The sequence below is a fragment of the Serratia sp. CMO1 genome (assembly GCF_015689115.1).
Classification (GTDB): domain Bacteria; phylum Pseudomonadota; class Gammaproteobacteria; order Enterobacterales; family Enterobacteriaceae; genus Serratia; species Serratia marcescens.
Genome location: NZ_CP065032.1, coordinates 3,403,224 through 3,429,386, shown reverse-complemented (window position 1 = coordinate 3,429,386; position 26,163 = coordinate 3,403,224). Strand labels below are relative to the sequence as shown.

Below are 26,163 nucleotides of genomic sequence, written 5' to 3'. Positions count from 1 at the left end.
ACCGCCGCTCAGACATTTCTTTACCGACAAAACGTTGCTAAACGCGTCTGCGTCGCTAAGATAACCCCAGATCTGAACATGAGGATGGCATGGTTAAACGGCAGCGGATTGCAAAATGGTTTTTATGCCTGGCTTGCCTGGTGGTGCTGACGTGCATGACCCAGCGCATGGCGGGCCTGCATGCGCTGCAGCAAACGCTGGGGATCCCGGCCGCCACTGCCGTGCAATCCAGCGACGCCGCCGCCGAAGCGCAGCCGACGCCCTGTGAGCTGAGCGCCAAATCATTGCTGGCCGCGCCGCCGGTAATGTTTGAAACCGTGCTGTTCGGGCTGGGTCTGCTGCTGGCGCTGTTGGCGCCGACCATTGCCGCGCGTCTGCGCATTCCTCCTCCCCGCGCCATTTCACCGCCCACCCTCAGGGTGCACCTTCGATTATGCGTCTTCCGTGAATGAGTTAATCGCCCGTTTTTCGCGGTGAATTAATCATTTATGGAGAATTAACATGTTGAAAATTATCAGGCTGGCCTGCGCTTGCCTGTTTATGCTGTGGCTGCCTGCCTTGCAGGCGGCGGACAGCGGCTGGCTGCAAAATCCGGCCAACGATCATGCCAAGGTGCGGCTGCGCGCCGACACGTCACAGCCGGGAGAGACCCGCCTGCTGCTGTCGGTCGAGCTGCAAAAAGGCTGGAAAACTTACTGGCGCTCTCCAGGCGAAGGCGGCATCGCGCCGGCTATCGTCTGGCAGGGTAACCCGCCGCCGGCGACCTGGCACTGGCCGACGCCGCAGCGTTTCGAGGTGGCCGGCATTTCCACCCAGGGCTATCACGATCGGGTCACGCTGCCGATCGTGATGCCAGGCCAGGTGTCCGGCCCGCTGGCGGGTACGCTGACGCTGTCCACCTGCAGCAACGTCTGCATTCTGACCGACTACCCGTTCAGTCTGGATCTGACCACGCCGAACGATCCGCAGTTTAACCATGACTTCGCGCAGGCAATGGGGCAGGTGCCGATCGCCGCCGGGTTGGCGGAAAGCGTCAAGGCCGGGTATCGCAGCGGCGAGCTGCAGATTTCCGCCGAACGCGCCGCCGGCTGGCAACAGCCTGCGCTGTTCTTCGATACGCTGGCGGATGCCGATCTCGGCAAGCCGCAGGTCGAGACCGACGGCGCTCAGCTGTTGGCGCGAGTGCCGGTCAGCGATGGCTGGGGCGATGCGGCGCCGGACCTGCGCGGCAAAACGCTGACGTTGGTGATCGACGACGGCGGCATGGCGCAGCAGATAACGCTGCCGATCGGCCAGGCGCTGGCCGCGCCGGCCGGTGCGGCGTTCCCGCTATGGCAGGCGGTATTGATGGCGCTGGCGGGCGGGTTGATCCTCAATCTGATGCCGTGCGTCCTGCCGGTGCTGGGCATCAAACTCGGCTCCATCCTGCAGGTGGAGCGGCGCGATCGGCGCAGCGTTCGTCTGCAGTTTCTGGCGTCGTCGCTGGGCATCGTCGCCTCGTTTATGGCGTTGGCCCTGCTGATGACGCTGCTGCGGCTCGGCAACCACGCGCTCGGCTGGGGCATTCAGTTCCAGAATCCGTGGTTTATCGGCTTTATGGTGCTGGTGACGCTGCTGTTCAGCGCCAACCTGTTCGGCCTGTTCCATCTGCGACTCTCATCCGATCTGAATACCTCGCTGGCGACCCATAACGGGCACGGTCTGAGCGGCCATTTCTGGCAGGGCGCGTTCGCCACGCTGCTGGCGACGCCGTGCTCGGCGCCGTTTCTCGGCACGGCGGTGGCCTTCGCGCTGGCGGCGTCGCTGCCGGTGCTGTGGGGCATGTTCATCGCGCTCGGCATCGGCATGAGTCTGCCGTGGCTGCTGATCGCCGCCTGGCCGTCGCTGGCGCTGCGGTTGCCGCGCCCCGGCCGCTGGATGAATACCGTCAAGCTGGCGATGGGATTGCTGATGCTGGCGTCGTCGCTGTGGTTGCTGAGCCTGCTGAGCAATCATATCGGCGCGCAGGCCACACTGTGGCTGGGGGCGCTGGCGTTGCTGGCATTACTGCTGGCGGTGTGGCGCCAGCAAGGGACACGGTTGGCGGCCAAGCTGGCGGCGGGCACGTTGGTGCTGGCGGGCGCGGCCTTGCTGGCCGGCTCGCTGACCGCCGGTCTGTGGCGTCAACCCTTGCAGGATCGGGTGCAGTGGCAACCGCTGAGCGAACAGGCGATCGCCGAGGCGCTGGCGCAGCATAAGCGGGTGTTCGTCGACGTGACCGCCGACTGGTGCGTGACCTGCAAAGCCAACAAATTCAATGTGCTGCTGCGCGATGACATACAGCGGGCGTTGAGCGCCGATGATGTGGTCGCGCTGCGCGGCGACTGGAGCCGCCCGTCGGCCGACATCAGCGCCTTCCTGCAAAAGCGCGGCAGCGTCGCCGTGCCTTTCAACCAAATCTATGGCCCCGGCAGCCCGGACGGCGAGGTGTTATCCCCGCTGTTGACCCGTGACGCCGTGCTGCAAACGCTTTCCCATGCCAAAGGAACCGAACAATGAAAAAACTACTGATTTTACTGATGATCATCGCCGCCCCGGTGTGGGCCGCCGAGCCTTTCACCCCGGCGCAAGAGGCGCGTATCAAAGAGATGATCCGCGAAACGCTGGTGTCCAACCCGGACATTCTGGCGCAGGCGGTGGACGCCTGGCAGCAGCAAACCGCCAGCCAGCAAATCAGCCAGGCTATCAAGCAGAACGCCAAAACGCTGTATCAGGATCCGGCCAGCCCGCGGCTGGGCGCCGCCAACGCCAAACTGACGCTGGTGACCTTTACCGATTATAACTGCCCGTACTGCAAGCGGTTTGATCCGATGCTGGAGAAGATCGTCAAGCAATACCCGGATGTGGCGCTGGTGGTGAAGCTGCTGCCGTTCAAGGGCGAAAGTTCGGTCAGCTCGGCGCGCGTGGCGCTCACCACCTGGCAGCAGCACCCGGAGCAATTCTGGGCCTTGCATCAGCGGCTGATGGCGAAAAAGGGCTTCCACGACAATGCCAGCATCGCCGCCGCGCAGGAGAAAACCGGCGTCAAGGCGGTGGCGCCGAGCGAACAGAGCATGACCACGCTGCGCAGCAATATGGCGTTGGCGGAGCAACTGGGCGTACAAGGAACGCCGGCGACGCTGATCGGCGATCGGATGCTGCCGGGGGCGGTGTCGTATGAAGAGCTGGAAACGATGGTGAAGCAGCAGCTGGCGAAGGCCAACAATGGCTAAGCTCAAGCGCTGGGGGCGCGAGTTGCTGCTGCTGGCGCTGATCGCATTGGCGGTGGTCACGGTGATGGATTGGCTGAACGCGCCGCAGGCGCCGCCGGCCTTCGATGCCCAGACGCTGACCTCGCTGGACGGCGAGCGCGTGTCGTTGGCGCAGCTTAGCCATGAGCGGCCGCTGCTGGTTTACTTTTGGGCCAGCTGGTGCGGCGTTTGCCGTTTCACCACGCCGGATGTCGCCCGCTTGCAGGCGGAGGGCGGCAACGTGCTGACCGTCGCGCTGCGCTCGGGCGACGATACCCAGGTGAAACAGTGGCTGGCGCGTAAACGGCTGGCGCTGCCGGTGGTCAACGATCCGGCCGGCGCGCTGTCGGCGCAGTGGCGGATTGGCGTGACGCCGACCTTCGTGGTGATCTCGCAGGGCAAGGTGGTGCAGAGCACCACCGGCTGGACCAGCTACTGGGGGATGAAGCTGCGGCTGTGGTGGGCCGCCGTCTAACCGGCGCTTTTCTCCGCTATCACCTCCTCAATCGCCCGGCACAGCCGGGCGATACCTTCTTCAATCTGCGGCGGCGAGTTGGCGGCGAAGTTTAGCCGCAGGCCGTGTGCGCCCAGCTGTTCCTGCGCATAGAAGCATTCACCGCGGGCAAAGGTGACACCGTGCCGCCAGGCCGCCGGCATCAGTTCGGCGGTGGTCAGCGTCACGGGCAGCGTCAGCCAGATAAACAAGCCGCCTTGCGGCGTTTCGAAACGGCACCCCGGCGGCAGCCGCCGTTGCAACGCGTCGATCATCACTTCCAGATGCAGGCGATAGACGCGCCCGGCGCGCCGCAGCTGCTTATCGTAACGGCCGACGGTGACGAACGCGTCCAGCGCCCGCTGGATCAGGCTGGAACTGGTGAAGCTGTCGACGTGCTTCAGCCTGGCGAAACGCTGATAGTGTTCGCTGTCCGCCACCAGATAGCCGATGCGCATGCTGGGCAGCAGCATTTTGGAAAAGGTGCTGACGTAGATCACCGCGCCCGGCTGCGCCAGCGCGCGCAGCGACGGCAGCTGTTTGCCTTGATAACGCAGATCGCCGACGAAGTCGTCTTCCAGGATCACCACGCCGGCCTGTTGGGCGATCGCCAGCAGACGTCGCCGGCGCGTCTCGCTCAGGCAACGGCCGGTCGGGTTGTGGAAGTTGGGGATGGTGTAGATCAGTTTGGGGCGGTGGCGTTCCAACAACTCCGGCAGCAAATCCACCCGCATGCCGTGGCGGTCGCCGGGCACGGTGACGATATTGATGCGGTGCTGGCGCAGCAGACCCAGCGCTTCGGCGTAGGTCGGCTCTTCGACGATCACCGTATCACCCGGCGCCAGCAGGCTTTGCACCACCAGACTGATGGCATGCTGCGAACCGTTGGTGATCAGCACCTGTTCCGCCTGCGTGGGGATGCCCTGGGCGCTGAGGATGCGGCTCAGCGTATCGCGCAGCGGATAGTAGCCGCAGTATTCGCCGTAGCTGAAGGCCTCTTCCGCGTGGCGGCTGAGCACCGACAGCAGCACTTTGCGAAACGCCTCCAGCGGAAATATTTTGGGGCTGCCGACGCCGGCGGCGAAGTTGATCAGCCCCTCCGGCAGCGGGGCGTCGGCGTAGCCGTCCAGACGCGAGGTGAGGGTGGTGAAGCTCTCCAGCGGGAAAGGGGCGTCGCTGGTCGGGCGGGCCGGGCGCGTTTGCGCCTGCGGGTGCGCGACATAGGCGCCGCTGCCGCGCCGCTGATGCAAAAAGCCCTTGGCCGCCAGCTCGGCGTAGGCGTTATCCACCGTTAAACGGCTGACCGCCAGCTCGGTCGCCAGCGTGCGCGTCGAGGGCAGCTTGTCGCCATCGACGAACACGCCGGTGAGGATGGCGCGCCGCAGCGCTTCTTCGATCTGTAAATAGAGCGGAACGTCCTGCTCGCGATCTAACGGGATGTGCATGCGAAATTGGCCCGGTTAGGGAGAGATATTTTCACTATACCCCATGTCAGCAGGGCTTCAAGCGCACAAAAGTGGCCTGCATGACAACGCTGCAAAGTGGCTATAGTGAGAAAAAATGGCCGCGTTACACTCTGTGCCTGAGTATTTATGTCGCCATTTCTCCGAGGATCTCATGTCATTACCGTCAGGCGTTTCCGCCCGGCCGGCGCTGCCCGGCGCGCGCCTCTTTCAGGGCAGCAGCCAGGGGTACGTCATCGCCATTATCAGCGCCATGCTGCTGGCCTTTACCGCCATCATCATCCGCGCGCTGACCGAGTATTACCACCTGCCGACCTTCGTGCTGGCGTTCTGGCGCGCGGCGCTGGTGGCGTTGGTGTTGTTGCCGCTGCTGTTGCTGGTGAAACCGCAGTGGGCGCGTCTGCGCCGTGAGCAGGTGGTGTTCTACGCGCTTTACGGGCTGCTGCTGGCGCTGTTCAACAGCCTGTGGACGCTGTCGGTGGCGCTGAACGGCGCGTCGGTGGCGACCATTCTGACCTACTGTTCGGTGGGCTTTACCGTATTCCTCGGCTGGGTGATGTACAGCGAACGCCTGACGCTGCGCCAATTGCTGGTGATCGCCATCAGCCTGGGCGGCTGCTTCCTGGTCAGCAACGGCGACAGCATGGGGAACAGCCACTTCGATCTGCTGGGGCTGCTGGTGGGGATGCTGTCGGGCATCGGTTATACCCTGTATACCCTCGGCGGGCGGGTGGCCAGCGAACGCGGCTATCCGGTGTGGAACACCATCCTGTACGTGTTCGGGTTTTCGGCGCTGTATCAGCTGGCGTTCAATGCGGCGCTGACGGCGTTCCCGTTGGCGGCGTTCCACGGCATGGCCGGCGATCTGTGGTTCCTGTCGCACAGCGCGCAGGGCATTCAGTGGAGCGGCTGGCTGTTGCTGCTGGCGTTGGCCGCCGGGCCGACGCTGCTGGGTTTCGGGTTGTATAACATCAGCCTGAAAACGCTGCCGCTGGCGGTAGCCAACCTGATCCTGTCGCTGGAGCTGGTGTTCACCGCGGTGATCGCCTATTTCCTGCTGGGGGAGAACATGAATCAGCTGCAGCTGCTGGGCAGCGCGTTGGTGATGGGCGGGGTGCTGCTGTTGAAAAGCAAGACCGCCGAGGCGTGATCGGTTAGCATTACGCCTCGCAAGAGAGGCGGTAATGATGAATAACCCGAGATTGAAACGAGCGCTTATCGCTTGAATGGCCGTGTTGAGTGAACGACAACACGGCCACAGACACTCCGTTCCGTGGCTTTTATTCCCGTAACAAGAGAATACGCCATGTCCGAAAAACACTGGTCCAACACTGAGCTTCTGCATCAGACGGTGACCAACCCGAATATTATCGTCAAAGGCACCCACAGCTACTACAGCGATTGCTGGGACAACGGCTTCGAACGCTCGGTGGTGCGCTATCTGCACGGCGACGCGGTCAGCCGGCAATGGCAGCCGCTGGGCGAAATAGACCGTTTGCTGATCGGCGATTACGTGTGCATCGCGGCCGAAGCGGTGATCCTGATGGGCGGTAATCACACCCACCGCATCGACTGGCTGAGCCTGTACCCGTTTATGGCAACCATCAAGCAGGCATACCGTCCCAAAGGCGATACCCGGCTGGGTGACGGTTGCTGGATCGGCATGCGGGCGATGTTGATGCCGGGGATATCGATAGGCGAAGGGGCGATCGTCGCCGCCGGCAGCGTGGTGGCCGGCGATGTTGAACCTTATGCCATCGTCGGCGGTAACCCGGCGACGTTTATCCGTTGGCGATTCACGCCGGAAATCATCGCGCGGTTGCTTGCGTTGCGCCTCTATGACTTGTCCGAGGCGGACTTTGCGGTGATCCAGCCTCTGCTTGCCGATGACGATATCGGGGCGCTGGAAAAGGGAATTGCGGCCTTGCGCCGTTAAACACCACGGGCGGGGGATCCCCGCCCGTTTCGCGTTATTCGGCCTTGGCCTCGGCCGCCGGTTGGCGGCGTTTGCGCATCAGGCGCAGCAGCGGCGGCAACGCCAGTACCGCGACCGCCAATACCAGCAGCGTTTGCGCGATGCTGCTGCTCCACAGAATGCCGAACTCGCCGTTGCTGATCGACAGCGCGCGGCGCAGGTTTTGTTCCAGCATCTCACCCAGCACAAAGCCCAGAATCAGCGGCGACATCGGGAAATGCATTTTCCGCAGAATGTAGCCGAACACGCCCAACCCGACCATCAACAGCAGGTCGAAGGTGGTGCTGTGCACCGCATAAACCCCTACCGCCGACACCGCGGCGATCGCCGGCACCAGGAACCACAGCGGGATGGTCAGCATGCGGGTGAACAGGCCGACCAGCGGCAGGTTCATGATCAGCAAAATGACGTTAGCGATCAGCAGCGCGGCGATCAGCCCCCAGACGATATCCGGCTGTTCGGTGAACATCGCCGGGCCGGGGGTGATGTTGTACAGCGTCAGCGCGCCCATCATCACCGCCGTGGTGCCGGAACCCGGTACCCCCAGCGTCAGCATCGGAATGAACGAGCCGCAGGCCGAGGCGTTGTTGGCCGCTTCCGGCGCCGCTACGCCGCGAATGTCGCCCTTGCCGAAGGTGTCGCTGTTGCCGCTGATTTTCTTCTCGGTCATGTAGGTCAACGCGCTGGCGATGGTGGCGCCGGCGCCCGGCAGAATGCCGACGAAGAAACCGATCACCGACGAGCGCAGGGTCGGGCCTGCGCACTGCGCCGCCTCTTTACGGTTGAACAGCAGGCGGCCGGTTTTACGCACCAGCTTTTGCCCGGCGCTGGTGCTTTCCAGCATCAGCAGGATTTCGCTGACCGAGAACAGGCCGATCACCACCACGATAAACTGCACGCCGTCGGAGAGATGCACGCTGTCGAAGGTAAAGCGGTAAACGCCGGTGTTGGCGTCGACGCCCACCGTCGCCAATCCCAGGCCGATCAGCGCCGCCAGCAGCGATTTTAGCGGGTTCTGGCTCATCATGCTGCCGAGGCAGGCGATGGCGAACACCATCAGGGCGAAATACTCGGCCGGGCCGAAGGCCAGCGACCAGCGGGCCAGCAGCGGCGCGAACAGAATGATGCCGCCGATGGCGATCATCGAGCCGACGAACGAGCTGACCGCCGAGATGGACAGCGCCACGCCGGCGCGCCCCTGCTGCGCCATCGGGTAGCCGTCCAGCGCGGTCATGATCGCCGCCGCGTCGCCCGGCACGTTGAGCAGAATCGACGAGATGCGCCCGCCGTATTCGCAGCCGATATACACCGTCGCCAGCAGGATCAGCGCCGATTCGGCCGGCAGTTTGAGGGCGAACGCCAGCGGCAGCAGGATCGCCACGCCGTTGATCGGCCCCAGCCCCGGCAACAGGCCGACGATGGTGCCGACGAAGCAGCCGATCAGGGCGATAATCAGGTTCTGCGGCACCAGCGCCACTTCAAACCCTTGGGTCAAATACATCCAGGTATCCATCATCGCTCCCGTTAGCTCAGCCAGATGCCGAGCGGCAGTGTGACATCGAGAAGTTGGTCAAAGGCGTAGTACAGCGCTGCGCCCATGACGACGCCGGAGATGGCCGCCGCCGGCAGGCTGGCCTGAAACAACAGGCCGATGCTGAACGTCAGCAGCGCGGTCGCCAGCGGAAAGCCCAGCCATTCAAAGCCCCAGGCATACAGCACCAGGGTGATCACCAGCACCAGCAGCCGTTGCAGCACCTTGTGGTGCGGCCATTCCACCGCCTGTGGGCGGCGCAGCAGCAACAGGGCCGCGCACAGCGCCATCAGGCTGAGGATCGCCAGCGGGAACGGGCGCGGCCCCAGCGGTTCATAGCTGTATTCGCTTTGAATGCCCCAGCCGATGAACAGCCCGCCGATACACAGCAGCAGCCAAAAGCCGGCAAAAATACGATCGCTCATGGTTTTCCCCTGCGGTTATTTGGCCAGGCCGAACACTTTCGCCTGCTCACGGTATTGGGCAACCTGATTCTTCACGTAGGCGTCCAGCTCTTTGCCGGTCATATTGAATTCGAACAGGCCGCGCAGATCGCGCTGCTGCTTGAATTCGTCTATCGCCATCATTTTCTGGAAGGTGTCGATCCACCACTGATACTCTTCATCGCTGACTTTCGGCCCGACGTAGAAGCCGCGAATGATCGGCCACACCAGGCTGTACCCCTGTTCTTTGGCGGTCGGAATGTCGGCCAACTGGCCCGGCAAACGTTGCTCGGCATACACCGCCAGCACGCGGATTTTGTCGCCCTGCAGGTAAGGCACCATCTCGCTCAGGTCACCGGAAACCGCCTGAATATGGTTGCCCAACAGCGCGGTGACCGGCTCGCCGCCGCCTTCGAACGCCACGTAGCGCATCTTGCGCGGATCCACGCCGACTTCGCGCGCCAGCAGCGCGGTTTTCATCCAGTCCTGGCTGCCGATGGAGGCGCCGGCGCCGAACACCACGCTGTTGGGATCTTTTTGGAAGGCGTCCATCAGGTCTTTCAGGGTTTTGTAAGGCGAGTCGGCGCGCACCGCGATCATGCCGTAGTCGGTTCCGACCGCCGCCAGCCATTTCACGTCGTCCACGTTATAGCGGCCGAACTTGCCCTGAGCCAGATTGAGCAGCGAACCGCCGGAGAAGGCCACCACGGTGCCGAACTCCGCCGGGCGCTGCGCGACGATGGCGTTGTAGGCCACCGCGCCGACGCCGCCGGGCATATAGGTGACGCGCATCGGTTTATCGATGGCCTTAGTGTCCTGCAACGACACCTGAATCAGCTTGCAGGTCAGATCGAAGCCGCCGCCGGGCTTGGCCGGCGCAATGCATTCGGTGCGTTTGGGCGCTTCCCCGGCAAAGGCCTGAGAGGCCGCCAGCAACAGTGCGGCGGCGGTCAAGGTACGGGTCATTATTTTTTTCATTGTGGCTTGCCCTCGGTATTGTTCTGGTTGTGAATCCCGCTGAGCGCGGTTGCAGGATTGTTAAAACAACAACCTTTCATTTACCTTTCAGTGGCCGGAAAAGTTTCCAGTCTGTGATTAGGGTCTCTTGTCGCTAGCGAATCACGGGTGCGCTACCATAGAAATGCTGGCAGGAACAGGGCGCAAAACCGGCCAAAATCCTGCGTAATATCAGGTTTGCCGTTTTGCTTTCGCGATAAAATCATGATCAGTGAAATGAATAGGGACGCAGTGATATGTTTTCGTTAGGGAAATTGTTTAGCGGCAGGGACAGCGCCAAAGTATGCGCGATTAAACGGTTGCCTGAGGTCTACGCGGAGATGGTCGGTGGAACCGGGCAGTGCCGTTTGAAGCGACTGCGCGCCGAGGTTGGCGTGTTTGAGCTGCATTTCGTCAACGCCGCCGGTGAAAGATATGCCTGCCAGATGACCGCCTGCGTGACCGGCATCGATCTGGTATTTGCCGTCAACAATCGCTCCGTGCTGGTTTCTGCACCGTTTACCGCCGACAAGCTGCGCTCGGTGCTGGACATTGCCGTGGCCGATAGCCCCATTCCGCTGATCTGACGCCGCCCTGCGATCGCGCTCCATACGCATAATTGTGTGCCAGCTCCCAAAACTGGCGGCGCGGCGCTCTTTTATCCCCTTATTTTCCATGCCATTCTCTGTTATCAGCCTGTTAACGGACGCCGTGTCGGAGCCAGGTTGTTCAGATAAATCAATGGAATGGGAACATGCGACTGTTATTGGTTGAAGATCACCCCGAGCTGTCTCACTGGTTGCAAAAGGCGCTGACCGGCGCCGGGTTTGCCGTCGACGTCGCTCCGGACGGCGTGGCGGCCGATCATCTGTTGCTCAACGAGCGTTATGCGCTGGCGGTGTTGGATGTGGCGCTGCCGCGTTTGAACGGCCTGGATTTGCTGGCGCGCCTGCGCAAGCGCGGGCAGGATCTGCCGGTGTTGCTGCTGACGGCGCGCACCGACGTGGCCGATCGGGTAAAGGGCCTGAATCTGGGGGCGGACGATTACCTCACCAAGCCGTTCGAACTGGACGAGCTGGAAGCGCGTATTCGGGCGCTGCTGCGCCGCAGCGTCGGCGCCCCGCAGCCGGCGTTGCAGTACGGCGCGTTGACCTACCATGACGAAGGCTATTTTCTGCTGGAGAGCAAGCCGCTGGCGCTGACGCCGCGCGAACTGGCGGTGTTGACCGCGCTGATGCATCGGCGCGGCCGCCCGGTGGCCAAACAACAGCTGTTCGAGCAGGTGTTTACGCTGTCCGACGAGGCCAATCCCGAGAGCATCGAGCTTTACGTACACCGCCTGCGGAAAAAGCTGCAGGGCAGCGACGTGGCGATCGTCACGCTGCGCGGTCTGGGCTACAGCCTGGAGCTCTGCAATGCGGTGGTTTAATGCGCCGCGTTCGCTGTTCTATCAACTGCTGCTGTTTTTTGGCCTGCCGCTGCTGGCGTTGGGCGGTATCTCTATCTACACCCACTATTTCAGCGCCATGAGCGCCGCCACATTGGCTTACGATCGCACGCTGCTGGCGTCGGCGCGCACCGTGGCGGAGCGACTGGTGGTGCGCGAAGGCAAGCTGGCGGTCGATGTGCCCTATGTAGTGCTCGACAGCTTCGAGCGCAACATGAACGATCAGCTGTATTACGAGGTGATTTCGCCGCAGGGAAAAAGCATCTCGGGCTATGACGATTTGCCGTCGCTGCCGCCCCATATCCCGCGCTCCACGCTCTACCCGGCGCTGGTGCATTTTTATGATGCGGAATACCTCGGCCGGCCGATCCGCGTGGCGGCGCTGTTTCAACCGGTCAACGAGTCGGGGGTGAGCGGCATGGCGACCATTTTGGTGGCGGAAACCCTGGAATCGCGCCGTTACCTGGCGCGGCAGATGATGATCGCGGCGCTGCTGAGCCAGGGCACGGTGGTGGTGTTGACCCTGATCCTGGCGTTCGCGCTGCTCAAGCGGGTGTTGAAGCCGATGCGTAAACTCTCCGGCATCATGCTGCGGCGCGATCCGGGCGAGCTGACGCCCTTGCCGCGGGTATTGCCGTGGTCGGAGATGCAGCCGCTGCTGGTGGCGTTCAATCGCTATATCGAACGGCTGCGGCTGATGGTGGCGCGTCAGGAACGCTTCAGCGCCGACGCTTCCCACCAGCTGCGCACGCCGCTGGCGGTGTTGAAGACGCAGGTCGGGGTGGCGCTGGCCAGCGATCGGCCGCAGCAGTGGCGTGAAAGCCTGCAGGCGATGAGCGCGACGTTGGACAATACCGTGGCACTGACCGACCGCCTGCTGTATCTCTCACGCCTGAAGGCCAGCGAGCACCAGGCCGAGCGCAAGCTGCAGCCGGTCAACCTGGCGCAGGTGCTGCGCGACGCCTGTTTTTCGCGCTTGCCGCAGGCGCGCAGCAAACAGATCGATCTCGGTTTCGAAGGTGAAGCGGCGTGTCAGGTGGCGGGGGAACCGCTGCTGTTGGCCGAACTGTGCGCCAACCTGTTGGACAATGCGTTGAAATACACACCGCGTCAGGGCGTGGTCACCGCTCGCCTCACGCAGGGAAAGGAGACGGGGGAAGGCGTGCTGGAGATTGAAGACAGCGGCCCCGGCATCGCCTTACAGGACAAGGCACTGGCGCTGCAGCCGTTTCACCGGCTGGACAACGTGGGCGAACAGCCGGGCGCCGGCCTGGGGCTGGCGCTGGTGAAGGATATCACCGCGTATCACGGCACCCGCCCGGAGCTGTTGAGCTCCGCCGCGCTGGGCGGCCTGTTGGTGCGGGTGCGTTTCAGGCTGTTGTCTTAAGCCTGTTCTTTGCAGGACTCGACGTCAGCCGCCGGGACTTTGGCTTTACGCGTCAGCGGCGTGCGCAGCCGCTGCGACAGGATAACGCCCAGCAGGGTAATGCCGCCGCCGATCAGGTGGTAACCGTGCAACTGCTCATGCAGGAACAGCACGGCGATAGCGGCGGTAAACACCGGCGCCAGGTTCATGAAGATCGAGGCGGTGTTGGCGCCCAGGCGCATCACGCCCTGGATCCACAGGAACGGGGCGATGATCGAAGCCGGAATGCCGGCGAACAGCACCAGCGGCAGGTTATGGCCGTTCAAGCCGACATCCTCCGCCATCAGGAAATTAGGCAGCAGCAGCAGCACGCCGAACAGGATCTGCACGTACAGCGATTGCCAGTTCGGCAGCGCGATGGCCCAGCGTTTGGTCAATACGCCATACAGTGCGTAAGAGGCGGTGGCGAGCAGCATCATCAATTCCCCCTTGCCGATACCGTGCTGCAGCAGCACGCCGGGCTGACCGCCGCTGACCAGCCAGATCAGGCCGCAGAAGGAGAGTATGCTGCCGAGCAGCACGCCGACGGTCGGCGCAATGCGCAGCAGTACGATGCTGATCAGGATGGTCAGCAGCGGGATCAGCGACACGATGATGCCCATAAACAGCGCGCTGACGCTGTGCGCCGCGTAATAGGCCAGGCTTTGGTACAGCACCATGCCCAGCAAACCGAGGATCATCAGCTTCCACCAGTTGGCGCGCACCTGCGCCCAGTTGCGCAGCACGCCCGGCAGCACGAACGGCGTCAGGGCAATCAACGCCAGCAGCCAGCGGTAGAGCGAGATGGCCGCCGGATCGATGGCGGTGGCGGAGAGTTTGCTGACGACGGCGTTAATCGACCAAATCAGCACGGCCAACAGCGGGAAGAGCATATTCATGATAATTATTCTCAATAACGTCCAACATGCTGGCTAGTCTACGCGTGTCCGGTTTATCATATATAGCGATATCCAGACAAAAATCGGCGTAAACAAGACAAATCACGGGACGAAACCATGCCAGAAATCCGCCATTTCCCCGAGTCGCTGATCCCGGCGCCCAACCCGGTGCAGTTCCGCTGCGAAGAGTTTAACGCGCGCACCGAATTCCAGCCGCACAGCCACACCTGGGGCCAGTTGATGTGGGTCAAGGCCGGGGTGATGGTGCTGCGCATCGGCGGGCAGCGCTTTCTGGCGCCGCCGGAGTTCGTGTTGTGGGCGCCGGCGGGCATCGAACACTCCTGCTACAACCAGCGACTGGCGCAGTGCCGCATGGTGGACATCACGCCGGCGCTGTGCGCCGGTATGCCGGCCGACCCCTGTCTGGTGAGCGTCACGCCCATCTTCCGCGCCATCGCCGAGGATTTCTATGCGCGCAAGCAGTACATTCCGCAGGCGGAGGAGGATTTGCGCCTGTGCCAGGTGCTGATCGATCAGCTGCGCCTGTCGCCGCGTCAGCAAACCTATCTGCCGTCGTCGGACGACAAATTTTTGGCGCCGGTGCTGGAAGCGCTGGAGCATTGTCCGGCGGACAACACCTCGCTGGCGACGTGGGCGGCGCGGGTCTACACCACCGAGCGCACGCTGTCGCGCCGCTGCCAGCAGGATCTGGGCATGTCGTTCAGCGAGTGGCGCCAGCGCCTGCGTTTTCTGCATGCCGTGTCGTTGCTCGAGCAGGGCAAAACCGTGCAGGACGTGGCGTTGGACGTCGGCTACAGCTCCGCGTCGGCCTTTATCGTCATGTTCCAGCAGATCGCCGGCACCACCCCTGAACGCTTTCGCCGTGCCTGATTCAGTGGCACACTATTTCGCAGACAAATAGCCGTAAACCGTCGGAGAACGCAGTGAAAATTCTGGTTGATGAAAATATGCCCTACGCGGCCGAGCTGTTCAGCCGCCTGGGGGACGTGCAGGCGGTGCCGGGGCGTCCGATCCCGCGCGAGGCGCTGGCGGATGCCGATGCGCTGATGGTGCGTTCGGTCACCAAGGTCAATGAAGCCTTGTTGGCCGGCAGCCGCATTGGCTTTGTCGGCACCGCCACCGCCGGCACCGATCACGTTGATGACGCCTGGCTGCAACGGCAGGGCATCGGGTTTTCCGCCGCGCCGGGCTGCAACGCCATCGCGGTGGTCGAGTATGTGTTCTCCGCCTTGATGCTGCTGGCCGAACGCGACGGCTTCCAACTGCGGGATAAAACCGTCGGCATCGTCGGCGTGGGCAACGTCGGTTCCCGCCTGGACGCGCGCCTCAAAGCGCTGGGCGTGCGCACGTTGCTGTGCGATCCGCCGCGTGCCGATCGCGGCGACGCCGGGGAGTTTTGGCCGTTGGAGAAGCTGGTGGCCGAGGCCGATGTGCTGACCTTCCATACGCCGCTGAATAAATCCGGCCCTTACCATTCGCTGCATCTGGCGGATGCGGATCTGTTGGCGGCGCTGCCGGACAACCGCATTCTGATCAACGCCTGTCGCGGGCCGGTGGTGGATAACACCGCGCTGCTGCAGGCGTTGGAAAAGGGCAAAAAGCTGAGCACGGTGCTGGACGTGTGGGAACCCGAGCCGGATCTCGCCTTGCCGCTGCTGGCGCGGATGGATATCGGCACCGCGCATATCGCCGGGTATACGCTGGAAGGCAAGGCGCGCGGCACCACCCAGGTGTTCGAAGCGTTCAGCCGCCATCTGGGGCAGCCGCAGCAGGTGGCGCTGGCCTCGCTGCTGCCGGTGCCGGAGTTCAGCCTGATCCGCCTCAACGGCCCGCTGGATGAAGCGCGGTTAAAACGATTGATGCACTTGGTGTATGATGTGCGCCGCGATGATGCGCCACTGCGCAAAGTCGCCGGGCAACCGGGCGAATTCGATCGCCTGCGCAAGCACTACCAGGAGCGCCGCGAGTGGTCTTCGCTGGCCGTGCAATGCGATGACAGCGCCAGCGCCGAGCTGCTCGGCAAGCTGGGCTTCAGCGTGGCGTAGCGTAAGGTTGTCTTAAGCCAACGCCGCTACAGTGAGCGGTAAAGATTATCGGGCGGTGATTGCACTGCCCGTGTGCTTTTATGAATGAAATACTCTGGAGAAAACCCGATGTCTGACGGCTGGAATATCGCGCTGCTCGGCGCCACTGGCGCGGTAGGTGAAGCGTTGCTGGAATTGTTGCAGGAACGCCAGTTCCCGGTGGGTGAACTCTATCCTCTGGCAAGCGAACGCAGCGCGGGCGCCAATGTGCGCTTCAACGGCAAGTCTCTTCTGGTGCAAAACGCCGAAGAGTTCGACTGGTCGCAGGCGCAGCTGGCCTTCTTCGTCGCCGGCAGCGACGCTTCCGCGCGCTATGCCGAAGAAGCCGGCAACATGGGCTGCCTGGTGATCGACACCAGCGGCCTGTTCGCCATGGAGCCGGATGTGCCGCTGGTGGTGCCGGGCGTGAACCCGCAGGTGCTGGCGGATTACCGTAACCGCAATATCGTGGCGGTGGCCGACAGCATGGTCAGCCAACTGCTGACGGCGATCAAACCGCTGACCGAACAGGCGGGGCTGTCGCGTCTGCACGTCACCACGCTGATGTCGGTATCGTCGCGCGGCAAGGTGGCGGTGGACGACTTGGCCGGCCAGAGCGCGCGCCTGCTGAACGGCATTCCGGCCGAGGAAGGCGTCTTCGGTAAACAGCTGGCGTTCAACCTGCTGCCGCTTGTCGCCGACGAGCAGGGCAGCGTGCGCGAAGAGCGCCTGATCGTCGATCAGGTGCGCAAGGTGCTGCAGGATGAAGGGCTGCCGATTTCGGTGAGCTGCGTTCAGTCGCCGGTGTTTTACGGCCACGCGCAGGTGGTGCACCTGGAAGCGCTGCGCCCGCTGTCCGCCGAAGAGGCGCGCAGCGAGCTCGAAGAGGTCGAAGACATTCAGCTGAGCGAAGAGGACGATTACCCGACCCAGGTCACCGACGCTTCCGGCAGCGATGCGCTCAGCATCGGTTGCCTGCGTAACGATTACGGCATCCCCGAGCTGCTGCAGTTCTGGACGGTAGCGGACAATGTGCGCTTCGGCGGCGCGTTGATGGCTATCGAAACCGCCGAGCGTCTGGTGCAGGAGCAGATGTACTGATGTCTGAGGTGGTCTCGCCCGCTCAGCCGACGCTGAAGGTAGCGCTGGGCATCGAATATGACGGCAGCCGGTACTACGGCTGGCAGCGGCAGCAAGAAGTGGCCAGCGTGCAGGAACGCCTGGAGCAGGCGTTGAGCAAGGTGGCGGATGCGCCGATTACCGTGCTGTGCGCCGGGCGCACCGACGCCGGGGTGCACGCCACCGGGCAGGTGGTGCATTTCGAAACCACTGCGCGCCGCAAGGACGCCGCCTGGACGATGGGGGTGAATACCCATTTGCCGCCGGACATCGCGGTGCGTTGGGTGAGCCCCGTCGCCGACGATTTTCACGCGCGTTTCAGCGCCACCGCGCGCCGCTACCGCTATATCATTTTCAACCATCGCTACCGACCGGCGGTGCTGCAGCAGGGGGTGACGCATTTTTATCACCCGCTGGACGCCGATCGCATGCACCGGGCGGCGCAGGCGCTGCTGGGCGAGAACGACTTCACGTCGTTCCGCGCGGTGCAATGTCAGTCGCGCACCCCGTGGCGTTGCGTAAAACACGTTAAGGTTACGCGCTACGGCGAATATATTGTGGTAGATATCAAGGCGAATGCCTTTGTGCATCATATGGTTCGCAACATCGTCGGCAGCCTGATGGAGATCGGCTGCGGCAATCAGGGTGAGAACTGGATGGCCGAGTTGCTGGCGCTGAAGGATCGCAATCTGGCGGCGGCGACGGCGCGAGCCGAGGGGCTGTATCTGGTTGCCGTGGATTACCCTGACCACTTTGGTCTACCGCGGCCGCCGATGGGGCCGCTGTTTTTGCCCGACGATTAAACGCCGGCACGCCTGAAAGCGTTGCTCCCTTGTGCTTCTGCCGGGTGATTGAAACGCCCGGCATCAATGAGAGCATTTATGGACATCATCAAGTTTATTATTGATTTTATTCTGCATATTGATGTGCACTTGGCCGAACTGGTCGCACAATACGGCATGTGGGTCTACGCTATTCTGTTCCTGATCCTGTTTTGCGAAACCGGTCTGGTGGTGACGCCGTTCCTGCCGGGGGATTCTTTGCTGTTCGTCGCCGGCGCGCTGGCGGCGTTGCCGACCAACGATCTGAACGTGCATACCATGGTGGCGTTGATGGCCGTGGCGGCGATCATCGGCGATGCGGTGAACTACACTATCGGGCGGTTGTTCGGCGAGAAGCTGTTCAGCAACCCGAATTCGAAAATCTTCCGCCGCAGCTACCTGGACAAGACGCATCAGTTCTATGAGAAGCACGGTGGGAAAACGATTATTCTGGCGCGATTCGTGCCGATCGTGCGTACTTTTGCGCCGTTCGTCGCGGGCATGGGGCATATGTCCTATCGCCACTTCGCCGCCTACAACGTGATTGGCGCACTGGTTTGGGTGCTGCTCTTCACTTATGCTGGCTATCTGTTCGGCGATCTGCCGGTGGTGCAGGAGAACCTGAAGCTGTTGATCGTCGGGATCATCATCGTTTCGATTCTGCCGGGCGTGATTGAAATTTGGCGCCACAAGCGCGCGGCCGCCCGCCAGCAAAAACAGTAAAAACATCGCTTAACCTGTCGGTTCGACCAGTTTTTTGTCCACAGCGTCGGGCCGATATGGTTTAATGAGCGACATTATGGTCTGTTCCTGCGAACAACCCTGAAGCCGATGCCTCAGTCGCCGCGCTTGCCGCGCCGCGAACGGGCATTTTTTCATTGGGGTGTTTTCGGGGGGATTGTTAAAGCATGAACAGCGGACTGGCGTGTGCCAGGTTCAAACAGAAAGGTCATCGATGAGCTGGATTGAACGAATTCTTAACAAGAGCAATATCACACAAACCCGTAAGGCGAGCATTCCTGAAGGGGTCTGGACTAAATGCGACAGCTGCGGCCAGGTTCTCTACCGCGCCGAGCTGGAGCGGAATCTGGAAGTGTGCCCGAAGTGCGACCACCACATGCGTATGAGCGCGCGCGCGCGTCTGCATACCCTGCTGGACGAAGGCAGCGAAGTGGAGCTGGGCAGCGATCTGGAGCCGAAGGACGTTCTGAAATTCAAGGATTCCAAGCGCTATAAAGATCGTCTGGTCGCTGCACAGAAAGCGACTGGCGAGAAAGACGCGCTGGTGGTGATGAAGGGCACGCTGTACGGCATGCCGATCGTCGCCGCGTCCTTCGAATTCGCCTTCATCGGCGGCTCGATGTCTTCCGTGGTCGGCGCGCGTTTCGTGCGTGCGGTTGAGCAGGCGCTGGAGGACAACTGTCCGCTGGTGTGCTTCTCCGCCAGCGGCGGCGCGCGCATGCAGGAAGCGCTGATGTCGCTGATGCAGATGGCGAAAACCAGCGCGGCGTTGGCCAAAATGCAGGAGCGCGGCTTGCCGTATATCTCCGTGCTGACCGACCCGACCATGGGCGGTGTCTCCGCCAGCCTGGCGATGCTGGGCGACATCAATATCGCCGAGCCGAAAGCGCTGATCGGTTTTGCCGGCCCGCGCGTTATCGAGCAAACCGTGCGCGAGAAACTGCCACCAGGCTTCCAGCGCAGCGAGTTCCTGATCGAAAAAGGCGCGATCGACATGATCGTTCGCCGTCCGGAAATGCGCCAAACGTTGGCGAGCATTCTGTCCAAGCTGACCAACCAGCCGCAGCCGCATTTCGATGAGGCCGCGCCGGTCATTGAGCCGGAGCCGCAGGCCGACGCCTGAGGCAAAGACAGATCCCGCCCGGGTTCAGCCGCCACTTTGTGGCTAAGTGACGGCTGATGCCCGCTCCCTGCCGGCCGTAGCCTTTCCGCTGCGGTTTGCAGGCTGGCGGCAGTCACGAAGCGCATCGCCTTTACCGCGGTGAGGGTGGTGCCCTGATGGATTAATGAACCCAAGTTCAGTGATGGGACTCATGCAAAACCACCAAATTCCCCAAGCCACGTCGCCATTGAGCTCGTGGCTTTACTATCTGGAACGTCTGCACAGCCAGGCGATCGAACTCGGCCTTGAGCGCGTACAGCGCGTCGCGGCGCATCTGGATTTACTGACCCCCGCACCCACGGTGTTCACCGTTGCCGGCACCAACGGCAAAGGCACCACCTGTCGCACCCTTGAAGCTATTCTGCTGGCCGCCGGCCTGCGCGTCGGCGTCTACAGTTCACCGCATCTGGTGCGCTATACCGAACGCGTGCGCATTCAGGGCGAAGAGCTGAGCGAAGCGGAGCACAGCCGCTCGTTCGCCGCCATTGAAGCCGGCCGCGGCGAAACGTCGCTGACCTATTTCGAATTCGGCACCCTGTCGGCGCTGCAGCTGTTCAAACAGGCGCGACTCGACGTGGTGATCCTGGAAGTGGGGCTGGGCGGGCGTCTCGACGCCACTAACATCGTCGATCCGAGCGTGGCGGTGATCACCAGCATTGCGCTCGATCACACCGACTGGCTGGGCAACGATCGCGAAAGCATCGGCCGTGAAAAGGCCGGCATTTTCCGCAGCGGCAAACCGGCGGTGGTCGGTGAACCCGATATGCCGGACAGCATTCGTCAGGTTGCCGAAACGCTGGGCGCGCCGCTGTCTCGCCGTGGTGAAGCCTGGCGCTTCAGCGAGCAGGGCGATCGCTGGCAGTGGCAGGGCGGCGACACGCTGCTGACCGATCTGCCGACGCCGAACGTACCGCTGGCCAACGCCGCTACCGCGCTGGCGGCGCTCAACTGCAGCCCGCTGGAAATCGACGAACGCGCGATTTTCACCGGGCTGCAGCAGGCGACGTTGCCGGGGCGTTTCCAGATCGTGCGGCGGGAGCCGACGCTGATCCTCGATGTGGCGCACAACCCGCATGCCGCCGGCTATCTGGCCGGGCGTCTGGCCCAACTGCCGCGCAACGGCGGCAAGGTGCGCGCGGTGGTGGGCATGCTGTCGGACAAGGATATCGCCGGCACGCTGGCCTGCCTCAGCGAGCAGGTGGATGAATGGTACTGCGCGCCGCTCGACGGGCCGCGCGGCGCCAGCGTCGAACAGCTGGCGCAGCATCTGACGGAACCGCGCCGCTTTAATGATGTCGAAACTGCCTGGCGGCAGGCTATGCAGGATGCTGATAAACAGGATATTGTGATCGTCTGTGGATCGTTCCACACCGTGGCGCAGGTGATGGCGGCGTTAGACGAGATGCGGGGAGTGTGAGTGGCGAGTAAATTTCAGAACCGACTGGTCGGAACCGTGATTCTGGTGGCGCTGGGGGTGATCATCCTGCCAGGGTTGCTGGACGGCAAAAAGAAGCATTACGAGGATGAATTCGCGGCCATTCCGTTGGTGCCGAAGGCGGGCGACGTCGAAGAGAACGACGTGCTGCCACCGGTGACGCAACCGTTGCCGGCGCAGCCGCCGGAAGGGGCGGGCGCGCTGGTCGAACAGCAGGCGGCCAACGAAGCGGCGGCGCAACAGGCGGTGCGGCAAGGTGCTCAGCAGCCAGCGCAGGTGGCGCCGCTACCGGTCGAGACGCGTCCTCAGCCGGTGCCGCAGCCCAAGCCGAAACCGGTAGAAACCAAACCGGTAGAAACCAAACCGGTGGAAGTGAAACCGAAACCGGTGCCGCAACCGAAACCGGTGGAAGTGAAGCCGGTACCGAAGCCGGAGCCGACGCCGAAACCTGAACCGACGCCGCAGCCGAAACCGGCGGAAGAAAAAGCGCCGGCCGGGCAAGCCTACGTCGTGCAGCTCGGGGCGTTGAAAAATGCCGCCAAGGCGAACGAGATTGTCGCCTCGCTGCGCCTCTCGGGCTATCGCGCCTTTACCGTGCCGTCAACGCCGGTGCAGGGGCAGATCACCCGTATCTACGTCGGCCCGGACGCTTCCAAGCAGAAGCTGCAGGCGGCGCTGCCGTCGCTGAACTCGATCAGCGGGCTGAGCGGGCAGGTGAAGCCGTACGGCCGTTAAACCCCGCAGGGGCGCAGCACGATGCGCCCCTGAATTAAGGAGTGGTGGAGATAAAGCGAGAAAAACCGCGCCTTTTACAGGCGAAATCACCTATGTAGGCGCGGCGATTGGGAATTTTTTGATCGCCGCTTTTTATTTGTAACGTGGTAGGAAATCCCCTACGCAAACGTTTTCTTTTTCTGTTAGAATTCGCCGCGAATTGGATGCAGGGGCGATTCATCATTGGAATAGTTCATGGTCTGGATTGATTACGTCATTATAGCGGTGATTGGATTTTCGGCTCTGGTGAGCCTGATCCGAGGGTTTGTTCGCGAAGCATTGTCACTTGTGACATGGGGATGTGCGTTTTTTGTTGCCAGCCATTTCTACTCTTACCTTGCGGTCTATTTCACTCGTTTTGAAGATGAACTGGTGCGAAACGGCATCGCGATCGCGATTTTGTTCATCGCGACCTTGATCGTAGGGGCTATTGTTAACTATGTGATTAGCTCACTGGTAGAGAAAACCGGGTTGTCGGGCACCGACCGGGTGTTGGGCATCTGCTTCGGCGCGCTGCGCGGAGTATTGATCGTCGCAGCGATCCTGTTCTTCCTGGATACCTTTACCGGCTTTTCACAGAGTGCCGACTGGAAACAGTCACAGCTCATTCCCCAGTTCAGTTACGTCATCAGGTGGTTCTTTGACTACCTGCAGAGCACGTCGAGTTTCTTGCCGACCCAATTGCCGGGGCGGTAGCGCTGATGAGGAAAAGACAACATGTGCGGTATTGTCGGTATCGCCGGTTTCATGCCGGTAAACCAGTCGATTTATGATGCGCTGACGGTGCTTCAGCACCGTGGCCAGGATGCCGCAGGCATCGTCACCATTGACGCCCACAACGGGTTCCGTTTGCGTAAAGCCAACGGCCTGGTGAAAGATGTGTTTGAGGCGCGCCATATGCAACGCTTGCAGGGCAACATGGGCATTGGCCATGTGCGTTACCCGACGGCCGGCAGCTCGAGCGCCTCTGAGGCCCAGCCTTTCTACGTCAACTCGCCGTTCGGCATTACGCTGGCCCACAACGGCAATCTGACCAACGCCCATGAGCTGCGCCAAAAGCTGTTCGAAAGCGGCCGCCGCCATGTCAACACCACCTCCGACTCGGAAATCCTGCTGAACGTGCTGGCCAGCGAGCTGGATCGCTTCCCGCATTATCCGCTGGAGGCCGACAACATTTTTACCGCGGTCGCCGCCATGCATCAGCAACTGCGCGGCGCTTACGCCTGCGTGGCGATGATCATCGGCCATGGCCTGCTGGCGTTCCGCGATCCGAACGGTATTCGTCCGCTGGTGATCGGCAAACGCACGCTGGAGGATGGCCGCAGCGAGTACATGGTGGCTTCAGAGAGCGTGGCGCTGGATACCCTGGGCTTTGAGTTCCTGCGCGACGTGGCGCCGGGCGAAGCGGTGTATATCACCACCAAGGGCCAGCTGTTCACCCGCCAGTGCGCAGAGAACCCGAAAACCAACCCGTGCCTGTTCGAATACGTCTATTTCGCGCGCCCGGACTCCTTTATGGACAAGATCTCGGTCTACAGCGCCCGCGTGCGCATGGGCCAGAAGCTGGGTGAGAAGATTGCCCGCGAATGGGAAGATCTGGACATCGACGTGGTGATCCCGATCCCGGAAACCTCCTGCGACATCGCGCTGGAGATCGCGCGCATTCTCGAGAAACCCTACCGCCAGGGCTTTGTGAAGAACCGCTACGTCGGCCGCACCTTTATCATGCCGGGCCAGCAGGCGCGTCGTCAGTCGGTGCGCCGCAAGCTGAACGCCAACCGCGCCGAGTTCCGCGACAAGAACGTGCTGCTGGTGGATGACTCCATCGTGCGCGGCACCACGTCGGAACAGATCGTCGAGATGGCGCGCGAAGCGGGCGCCAAGCGTGTGTACCTGGCTTCCGCCGCGCCGGAAGTGCGTTTCCCGAATGTCTACGGCATCGACATGCCGAGCGCCAACGAACTGATCGCCCACGGGCGTGAAGTGGATGAAATCCGCCAGATTATCGGCGCCGACGGGCTGATCTTCCAGGACCTGGACGATCTGATCGAAGCGGTGCGCGAAGAGAACCCGGACATCACCCAGTTCGAATGCTCGGTGTTCAACGGCATCTACGTGACCAAAGACGTCGATCAAAGCTATCTGGAATATCTGGAGTCGCTGCGCAGCGACGACGCCAAGGCGCTGCGAGGGCAAACCGAAGCGGAAAATCTGGAACTGCACAACGAAGGCTAACCGGCCGCGTTGATTACTCGGGGGGGCATCGCCGCGTCTGCGGCGGTGCGCCTTGCTCCTGTGAACTTGCTTATCCCTCGCCATTGCGGCAAAGTCTGCCTGATCTTACTTTTTACGGCAGAGGCCATTTTCCATGAAACGACTCATCATCGGCATTTCCGGCGCCAGCGGCGCGATCTACGGCGTGCGCCTGTTACAGGTTTTGCGCGACGTCGCAGAGGTGGAAACCCATCTGGTGATGAGCAACGCTGCACGGCAGACGCTGGCGCTGGAAACGCCGTACAGCCTGCGTGAAGTGCAGGCGTTGGCCGACGTGGTGCACGATGCGCGCGATATCGCCGCCGCCATCTCTTCCGGTTCCTTCAAAACCCTGGGCATGGCGATCCTGCCATGCTCGATCAAAACCCTGTCCGGCATCGTCAACAGCTACAGCGACGGGCTGCTGACCCGCGCCGCCGACGTGGTGCTCAAAGAGCGCCGCCGTTTGGTGCTGTGCGTGCGGGAAACGCCGCTGCATCTGGGACACCTGCGGTTGATGACGCAGGCGGCGGAGATGGGCGCGGCGATCATGCCGCCGGTGCCGGCGTTTTACCACCAGCCGAAAAGCGTGGAAGACATCATCGATCAGACCGTCAATCGGGTGATCGATCAGTTTGATATCGAACTGCCGGCCGATCTGTTCACCCGCTGGCAGGGTGCTGATTAACATTTTCATCCCCAAATTGGCACATTTGTGCAACACCGCACTGAATTAGGGCGGCGTATGCACCATAATGATCCCACTTCATCACGTTCACTGTTTCATGGCGCCGCCTTATCGCGGCTGCCAGTGGCGCGGCCCCGAGCGGCCGATTTAATTTTGCGGTTATCGTCCCAGGAAACAGTATTGTGAAGGCCGGAGCCGTTCCCTCCGCCCGTAGCACCTAATGTGGCACGATTACTGCAAATTGATTTGGTGGGGAAAAGTAATGCCCGTAGTGGCATCAAAAAATCAATTTGAGGGTAATTTATGAAAAAGCGGGTTTTGATTTTGCCGTTAGTTCTGGCTTTGAGCGCCGCCAGCAGCGCCTTTGCCGCCATTCCTTCCACGCTGAAGATTGGCACCGATCCGACTTACGCACCGTTTGAGTCCAAAAACGCCAAAGGCGAATTGGTTGGCTTTGACATCGATTTGGCCAAAGAGCTGTGCAAACGCATCAATACCCAATGCACCTTCGTGGAGAGCGACTTCGACGCGCTGATCCCATCCCTCAAGGCGAAGAAAATCGACGCCATCATCTCTTCGCTGTCCATCACCGAAAAACGCCAGCAGGAAATCGCCTTTACCGACAAGCTGTATGCCGCCAACGCGCGTCTGATCGCGCCGAAAGGATCCAAGCTGTTGCCTACCGTGGACGCCCTGAAAGGCAAGAGTGTGGGCGTGTTGCAGGGCACCACCCAGGAAGCCTACGCCAACGCCATGTGGCAGCCGAAGGGCATCACCGTCGTGCCTTACCAGAACCAGGATCTGGTTTACGCCGATTTGGCTTCCGGCCGTATCGACGCCGCCTTCCAGGATGAAGTGGCGGGCAGCGACGGCTTCCTGAAACAGCCGCCGGGCAAAGACTATGCGTTCGCCGGCGAATCGGTGAAGGATGACAAGTTCTTCGGCGTCGGCACCGGCATGGGGCTGCGCAAGACCGATACCGAGCTGAAAGCGGCGCTGGACAAAGCCTTCGCCGAGATGCGCAAAGACGGCACCTACGACAAATACGCGAAAAAGTACTTCGACTTTGACGTCTACGGCGGGTAATCCGCTTACCGTTCCATGCTGTGACTGCGGGGCCGGCGTGCCGGCCCCGATGGTTCGGATCCTAGACCACAGGGTGAAG

General features: G+C 62.0%; 26 protein-coding genes. 21 read left to right on the top strand and 5 right to left on the bottom strand.

Annotated features, from left to right (window positions below; translation table 11 throughout):
* Positions 1 to 89 precede the first annotated feature (89 nt).
* Genes IT763_RS16355 through IT763_RS16340 form a run of 4 tightly spaced genes read left to right on the top strand, consistent with a single transcriptional unit; the run spans position 90 to position 3,744 of the window.
* Positions 90 to 452, top strand: coding sequence for a hypothetical protein (locus IT763_RS16355; protein WP_033639760.1), 363 nt, complete (start codon positions 90 to 92; stop codon positions 450 to 452).
* Positions 453 to 501: 49 nt separating this feature from the next.
* Entirely contained in the window at positions 502 to 2,538 is a 2,037-nt protein-coding gene (locus IT763_RS16350) for a protein-disulfide reductase DsbD (protein WP_151254449.1), read from the top strand.
* Entirely contained in the window at positions 2,535 to 3,251 is a 717-nt protein-coding gene (locus IT763_RS16345; RefSeq protein WP_049300074.1) for a DsbA family protein, read from the top strand. Before IT763_RS16350 ends, IT763_RS16345 begins: the two co-directional genes overlap by 4 nt.
* Positions 3,244 to 3,744 carry a protein disulfide oxidoreductase gene (locus IT763_RS16340; protein ID WP_016926868.1) on the top strand — a complete coding sequence of 167 codons (501 nt, stop codon included), beginning with the start codon at positions 3,244 to 3,246 and terminating at the stop codon, positions 3,742 to 3,744. Before IT763_RS16345 ends, IT763_RS16340 begins: the two co-directional genes overlap by 8 nt.
* Here IT763_RS16340 and IT763_RS16335 read toward each other — a convergent pair.
* On the bottom strand, positions 3,741 to 5,207 hold the full coding sequence (locus IT763_RS16335) for a PLP-dependent aminotransferase family protein (protein ID WP_206194847.1): 1,467 nt from the start codon (positions 5,205 to 5,207) through the stop codon (positions 3,741 to 3,743). The genes IT763_RS16340 and IT763_RS16335 overlap by 4 nt on opposite strands.
* Before the next feature lie 172 nt (positions 5,208 to 5,379).
* Between IT763_RS16335 and IT763_RS16330 the strand changes: the two genes are divergently transcribed.
* Positions 5,380 to 6,375 (top strand): DMT family transporter, encoded by a 996-nt coding sequence (locus IT763_RS16330; protein ID WP_079452187.1) that lies wholly within the window; start codon positions 5,380 to 5,382, stop codon positions 6,373 to 6,375.
* A gap of 156 nt (positions 6,376 to 6,531) precedes the next feature.
* Positions 6,532 to 7,161 (top strand): CatB-related O-acetyltransferase, encoded by a 630-nt coding sequence (locus IT763_RS16325; protein WP_049300072.1) that lies wholly within the window; start codon positions 6,532 to 6,534, stop codon positions 7,159 to 7,161.
* A 34-nt stretch (positions 7,162 to 7,195) separates the two neighbouring features.
* Here the strand turns inward: IT763_RS16325 and IT763_RS16320 are convergent, their stop codons facing one another.
* From IT763_RS16320 to IT763_RS16310, 3 genes are read right to left on the bottom strand one after another with little or no spacing between them, the layout of a single operon-like run.
* A complete protein-coding gene (locus IT763_RS16320; RefSeq protein ID WP_016926872.1) occupies positions 7,196 to 8,713 on the bottom strand; it encodes a tripartite tricarboxylate transporter permease in 1,518 nt (505 codons plus the stop codon).
* A gap of 11 nt (positions 8,714 to 8,724) precedes the next feature.
* Complete coding sequence (locus tag IT763_RS16315; protein WP_016926873.1) at positions 8,725 to 9,156, bottom strand: tripartite tricarboxylate transporter TctB family protein; 432 nt, start codon at positions 9,154 to 9,156, stop codon at positions 8,725 to 8,727.
* Positions 9,157 to 9,171: 15 nt separating this feature from the next.
* On the bottom strand, positions 9,172 to 10,152 hold the full coding sequence (locus tag IT763_RS16310) for a tripartite tricarboxylate transporter substrate binding protein (protein ID WP_206194846.1): 981 nt from the start codon (positions 10,150 to 10,152) through the stop codon (positions 9,172 to 9,174).
* A gap of 386 nt (positions 10,153 to 10,538) precedes the next feature.
* Here IT763_RS16310 and IT763_RS16305 point away from each other — a divergent pair, with 386 nt between their 5' ends.
* From IT763_RS16305 to IT763_RS16295, 3 genes are all read left to right on the top strand, one after another.
* Positions 10,539 to 10,757 carry a hypothetical protein gene (locus tag IT763_RS16305; RefSeq protein WP_228009735.1) on the top strand — a complete coding sequence of 73 codons (219 nt, stop codon included), beginning with the start codon at positions 10,539 to 10,541 and terminating at the stop codon, positions 10,755 to 10,757.
* A 167-nt stretch (positions 10,758 to 10,924) separates the two neighbouring features.
* On the top strand, positions 10,925 to 11,599 hold the full coding sequence (tctD, locus tag IT763_RS16300) for a transcriptional regulator TctD (RefSeq protein WP_016926876.1): 675 nt from the start codon (positions 10,925 to 10,927) through the stop codon (positions 11,597 to 11,599).
* Positions 11,586 to 13,004, top strand: a complete 1,419-nt coding sequence (locus IT763_RS16295; protein ID WP_206194845.1) for a sensor histidine kinase — start codon at positions 11,586 to 11,588, stop codon at positions 13,002 to 13,004. Before tctD ends, IT763_RS16295 begins: the two co-directional genes overlap by 14 nt.
* Here IT763_RS16295 and IT763_RS16290 read toward each other — a convergent pair.
* A complete protein-coding gene (locus IT763_RS16290; RefSeq protein WP_206194844.1) occupies positions 13,001 to 13,921 on the bottom strand; it encodes a DMT family transporter in 921 nt (306 codons plus the stop codon). The two genes, IT763_RS16295 and IT763_RS16290, sit on opposite strands and share 4 nt — an antisense overlap.
* A gap of 117 nt (positions 13,922 to 14,038) precedes the next feature.
* On the opposite strand from IT763_RS16290, the gene IT763_RS16285 reads away from it, so the two are divergent.
* The 12 genes from IT763_RS16285 to hisJ all read left to right on the top strand — a co-directional run bounded on the left by IT763_RS16285 (position 14,039) and on the right by hisJ (position 26,084).
* Complete coding sequence (locus tag IT763_RS16285) at positions 14,039 to 14,812, top strand: helix-turn-helix domain-containing protein (protein ID WP_015378596.1); 774 nt, start codon at positions 14,039 to 14,041, stop codon at positions 14,810 to 14,812.
* A gap of 53 nt (positions 14,813 to 14,865) precedes the next feature.
* The gene (pdxB, locus tag IT763_RS16280; protein ID WP_206194843.1) at positions 14,866 to 15,987 is read left to right on the top strand and encodes a 4-phosphoerythronate dehydrogenase PdxB; all 1,122 of its coding nucleotides are present in this window, start codon (positions 14,866 to 14,868) and stop codon (positions 15,985 to 15,987) included.
* A 108-nt stretch (positions 15,988 to 16,095) separates the two neighbouring features.
* Positions 16,096 to 17,106 carry an aspartate-semialdehyde dehydrogenase gene (locus IT763_RS16275; RefSeq protein ID WP_004936134.1) on the top strand — a complete coding sequence of 337 codons (1,011 nt, stop codon included), beginning with the start codon at positions 16,096 to 16,098 and terminating at the stop codon, positions 17,104 to 17,106.
* Entirely contained in the window at positions 17,106 to 17,927 is an 822-nt protein-coding gene (truA, locus tag IT763_RS16270) for a tRNA pseudouridine(38-40) synthase TruA (RefSeq protein WP_004936132.1), read from the top strand. The genes IT763_RS16275 and truA overlap by 1 nt, the downstream gene beginning before the upstream one ends.
* Before the next feature lie 78 nt (positions 17,928 to 18,005).
* Entirely contained in the window at positions 18,006 to 18,668 is a 663-nt protein-coding gene (locus IT763_RS16265; RefSeq protein ID WP_004936130.1) for a DedA family protein, read from the top strand.
* Positions 18,669 to 18,900: 232 nt separating this feature from the next.
* Positions 18,901 to 19,809 carry an acetyl-CoA carboxylase, carboxyltransferase subunit beta gene (gene accD, locus IT763_RS16260; protein ID WP_028127750.1) on the top strand — a complete coding sequence of 303 codons (909 nt, stop codon included), beginning with the start codon at positions 18,901 to 18,903 and terminating at the stop codon, positions 19,807 to 19,809.
* Between the two features lie 190 nt (positions 19,810 to 19,999).
* Entirely contained in the window at positions 20,000 to 21,265 is a 1,266-nt protein-coding gene (folC, locus tag IT763_RS16255) for a bifunctional tetrahydrofolate synthase/dihydrofolate synthase (RefSeq protein ID WP_110147216.1), read from the top strand.
* Positions 21,266 to 22,018, top strand: coding sequence for a cell division protein DedD (gene dedD / locus IT763_RS16250; RefSeq protein ID WP_206194842.1), 753 nt, complete (start codon positions 21,266 to 21,268; stop codon positions 22,016 to 22,018).
* A 234-nt stretch (positions 22,019 to 22,252) separates the two neighbouring features.
* The gene (gene cvpA, locus IT763_RS16245) at positions 22,253 to 22,753 is read left to right on the top strand and encodes a colicin V production protein (protein ID WP_004936119.1); all 501 of its coding nucleotides are present in this window, start codon (positions 22,253 to 22,255) and stop codon (positions 22,751 to 22,753) included.
* A 21-nt stretch (positions 22,754 to 22,774) separates the two neighbouring features.
* Positions 22,775 to 24,292 (top strand): amidophosphoribosyltransferase, encoded by a 1,518-nt coding sequence (gene purF / locus IT763_RS16240; RefSeq protein WP_004936117.1) that lies wholly within the window; start codon positions 22,775 to 22,777, stop codon positions 24,290 to 24,292.
* A gap of 133 nt (positions 24,293 to 24,425) precedes the next feature.
* Positions 24,426 to 24,998: a UbiX family flavin prenyltransferase gene (locus IT763_RS16235; protein ID WP_016926883.1), complete on the top strand. Its 573-nt coding sequence runs from the start codon at positions 24,426 to 24,428 to the stop codon at positions 24,996 to 24,998.
* A gap of 303 nt (positions 24,999 to 25,301) precedes the next feature.
* Positions 25,302 to 26,084, top strand: a complete 783-nt coding sequence (gene hisJ, locus IT763_RS16230; RefSeq protein ID WP_004936109.1) for a histidine ABC transporter substrate-binding protein HisJ — start codon at positions 25,302 to 25,304, stop codon at positions 26,082 to 26,084.
* Positions 26,085 to 26,163: the final 79 nt, after the last annotated feature.